Consider the following 976-nt stretch of genomic DNA (forward strand, 5'->3'; position numbering starts at 1 on the left):
CCCCGGCGGCGGGCGGCGACGCGTGCACCGGCTCGGCGAGCGGGCCGTGCTCGTCGAGTGCAGCGACCTCGACGAGGTGCTCGACCTGGCGGCTGCCCTGGACCGGGCGCCTCTCGTCGGTCAGCGTGAGCTGGTCCCCGCGGCCTCGACCCTGATGGTCACCCTGGGGCACGCGACCGCGGCGCAGCGCGCGGCCGAGGCCCTCGCGACCCTGCCGGCCCCGCGCGACCACCGACATCCCGGGCAGGAGGTGACCGTCGAGGTCGTGTACGACGGCGAGGACCTGCCGCGGGTCGCCGGGCTCCTCGGGTGGTCCCCCGAGGCCGTGGTGACGGCCCACGGCGAGCAGGTCTGGACCGCGGCCTTCCTCGGCTTCGCCCCGGGCTTCGCGTACCTGGTCGGGGAGGCGGGCGGTCCCGAGGTGCCCCGTCGCAACAGTCCGCGCACGGCGGTGCCGCCGGGGTCGGTGGCCCTCGCCGGCCCGTACTCGGCCGTGTACCCGCGTCGGTCGCCCGGCGGCTGGCAGCTCATCGGTCGCACCGACGCCCCGGTCTGGGACGTCGAGCGGCCCGACCCCGCCCTGCTGGTCCCCGGGACCCGGGTGCGCTTCGCGGCGGTCCGCGACCTCGTCCTCGTCCGGGGGCCCCGACCGCAGGGCTACCGGGGCGAGGCACGCCGGTCCCTGCACGTCATCGACCCGGGACCCGCGACCCTCGTCCAGGACCTCGGTCGTGCCGACCACCTGGCCATCGGCGTCCCACCGTCGGGGGCCCTGGACCGGGGTGCGGCCCGGCAGGCCAACCGCGTCGTGGGCAACCCGCGGTCGGCGGCGCTCCTGGAGAGCCTCGGCGGGCTGCTCCTCGAGGCCGGGGGCGACCACGTCCTCGCGGTCGCGGGGGCCCCGGGCGTGGTGCGGGTGCACCACGCGGCGGGCGCCGTCGAGGACGCCTCGTCCGGTGCACCGTTCGCCCAAGTC

1 protein-coding gene is annotated in these 976 nt (G+C 78.3%); it reads left to right on the forward strand.

The features are described from left to right. Positions 1–976: allophanate hydrolase subunit 1 (locus L0B03_RS18415; protein WP_250448531.1), on the forward strand; the 976-nt coding region annotated here is incomplete at both ends.

It is taken from the genome of Actinotalea sp. C106 (genome assembly GCF_023630195.1).
Lineage (GTDB): Bacteria > Actinomycetota > Actinomycetes > Actinomycetales > Cellulomonadaceae > Actinotalea.